Annotated in this window: 3 protein-coding genes; 1 reads left to right on the top strand and 2 read right to left on the bottom strand. The window is 57.2% G+C overall.

Going from position 1 to position 2,595, the window contains the following annotated elements:
• Both VEG30_09265 and VEG30_09260 read right to left on the bottom strand, forming a co-directional pair.
• The coding region (locus VEG30_09265) for a DUF4136 domain-containing protein (GenBank protein ID HXZ80106.1) at window positions 1-608 on the bottom strand (608 nt) is incomplete at its 3' end.
• 33 nt (window positions 609-641) lie between these two features.
• On the bottom strand, window positions 642-1,127 hold the full coding sequence (locus VEG30_09260) for a hypothetical protein (GenBank protein ID HXZ80105.1): 486 nt from the start codon (window positions 1,125-1,127) through the stop codon (window positions 642-644).
• Window positions 1,128-1,446: 319 nt separating this feature from the next.
• Between VEG30_09260 and VEG30_09255 the strand changes: the two genes are divergently transcribed.
• Window positions 1,447-2,397 (top strand): Na/Pi symporter, encoded by a 951-nt coding sequence (locus VEG30_09255; protein HXZ80104.1) that lies wholly within the window; start codon window positions 1,447-1,449, stop codon window positions 2,395-2,397.
• The last annotated feature ends 198 nt before the right edge of the window (window positions 2,398-2,595 follow it).

Raw genomic sequence — 2,595 nt, 5'->3', positions numbered from 1 at the left:
CTCACTCGTCTAAGCGATTCTTCCTGTTTATCAGGGTCGAGTTTCTCGGCCACGCTGCCACTCCAGATGACCTTATTGGCACGTGCATCCACCAACTCCAGCAGGAGCGTGCCCTTCGATACCAAGGGCGCCATGCCGCCTGACGGGCCGGCCGCCCCAACCCACATGCCGCTGTCAATCGAGGGCGGCAGGCCGCTGTAAGTGGGCAAAATCGGTGTGCCCGCGGGTGTGTTGACTCCAAAGTCGATTCCGCCTACGGCGGCGACAATCAGGTCTCCCCCCTGCTCGGTTTTCTTTAGACCTTTTGATTTGAGGTGTTCATCGATGGTACCCACCACGTGGCGGTAGAGGAGCGGTCGTGAGGGAGGCATGCCAGGAGGCGCCCAGGTGTATGTGGCATACTTGGAAAAATCTACCGACTTGTCATAGCCGACCTTGACCTTCTGGGGTAAGGCGACACTAGAACATGCCGTCAACGTCAACAGAGTCCAGAGTAGAAATTTGAGCTTCCTGCCCTTCTGGCCGGGTTCCCGGCTGTAACGTCGCAGGCGCCCAACTCCGGCGCGCCAGCAGGATGAAACCACTCTCGACTCCATCATCGTTTTCATATCAGGCATCCTCCAATCTCGTAGCGTCCCGCCTCAGTCGGAGCGTCCTGCTTCCGACTGCTTTCCGTCCCGTCTGTACACCGCGACCTTCTTGTCAGCTAAAGTGTGGGTGAGAATACTTCCGTCGTCCGAGACAGTCCACCGGTCCGTATAGCTGTACGTTTGCGTCCCCATTGCATCCTGGAATCCGCGGGTAGCGATCACCAGCTCACTCTTGACCCACCGCGCCCTGTAATAGACTCGGTCAACCTTGGTCTTGTACCGCTCTCGCTCCTTCCCGTCCGCGATCAGTACGCCGGCATATTTGAGCACGCCATTCTCGATGTATTGGTACCTCAGCTGCGGTCCGGTTTGCTCAATCTTGAGTGCGGCGCTTGAAGAACTGTAGGGGGCAGTGGTTTTAGTGGGATCAAGGTTCCACGTCCCCGAGAAGTTAGGTGTCACGGCCTGGCCGGGCGACGCCGAGGCGAGCAGGCCCACAATCACAACTTGTAGTGCGCACCATAGCAAAGAGGACATCGATGAGCTCCACAGAGTTCTCTACCAAGGGTTCCCAACGACATGAGAGGCCCCACTGCATCTGCTGTTGCCGCCTCGACTCCGACTCACGGCATTGCTGGGTTTATGCACGGGCGCTACTCGCCCCGCAAAGTAATCGTACGAAAGAGGGCCTGCTTGTCGAAACTGTCAAGTCTTCTAGGTAACCACTGACTCCGTCTTAACCGTGAAGCCTGCAACAAAATAGTGAAATCAGCAGCGACACCTGGCTGACATTATTGCCAGTATCCTGCCTTCGCTGCGAATGCCATGGTTTCGGTTTCCGGAGGTAAAAGCGGACATGTCGAATTTCAGAATCCTGCTGGCAGCCGTGTCCGCGATCGTGCTGTTCTTGTATGGGCTTGAGGCATTCAGCCGCGAGATTCAGACGGTGGGCGGAGTGACTTTGCAGAAGTGGCTCGGACGGCTCACCGAGAGTCGCTGGCGCGGTGTGGTGCTGGGAGCGCTGGCGACAGCGATTGTTCAATCCAGCAGCGCGACCACGGCGCTGACGGTGGCGCTGGTCGATGCGGGGACTATGTCGTTTCGGTCGAGCCTGGGCGTTCTGCTGGGAGCGAACATTGGAACGACGTCGACCGCCTGGCTGGTCTCGCTGAAGCTGACGTCGATTGGACCGTTCTTCATCGTTCTTGGCGCGCTTCTGAGCGCGCTTCCGACTCGGTTCAAGATGCTAGGGAAAGCCGCTTTCTATTTTGGGTTCATTTTCTTCAGCCTTGACGTTGTGAGTTTTACGCTAAAACCGTTGGCACAGAATCCACTTTTTGCGGAAGTGCTTAGCCGATCGAGCACACCGCTGATGGGAGCGCTGGCGGGAATGCTGGTAACGGCATTGGTTCAGTCGAGCAGCATAACGACGGGTCTCTGCATTCTGCTGGTGCAGCAGAACCTCCTGGCAGGAACAGCGGCGATTCCCATTGTGATTGGGGCAAACATTGGGACGACGGCGACCGCACTGGTAGCCAGCATTAAAATGCAGAAGACCGCGCGACGTGTGGCGGTAGCGAATCTCTGCTTCAACACGTTTGGGGTAGTGCTGTTCCTGCCGTTCCTAGGGCGATTCGCGGTGAAGGTGACGGAGTTTGCCAGCGATCCCGGGATGGCGGTCGCATGGGCACAGTTGGTCTTCAACATAGTGATGACGCTGGCGGTGCTGGTTCTGCTGCGGGTATTCCAGGCAAAACTTTTCGGCCCGGCAATGGGGACATTGGTCTCCGAACCACATTCCGAGTGATTTCTCCGCCAACGTGCGCGGCAGCTTTTGGATAATCGCGTAATTACTGGCCGCCTTCATTTTCTGGGCGGGATCGCCTTGCTGGATTCCTTTCTGGTACAAGGACGGCTACTCGGGGATCATGTGCTGCCTGATGGCATACTTGAGTAGCTCGGCGTTGCTTTTTACACCAAGCGCCGCCATCATGCGGTACTTGTG

The organism is Terriglobales bacterium (assembly GCA_035624455.1).
GTDB lineage: Bacteria > Acidobacteriota > Terriglobia > Terriglobales > Acidobacteriaceae > DASPRM01.
Note: the sequence above shows the minus strand (reverse complement) of the source record. Positions and strands in the feature narration are given on the sequence as shown.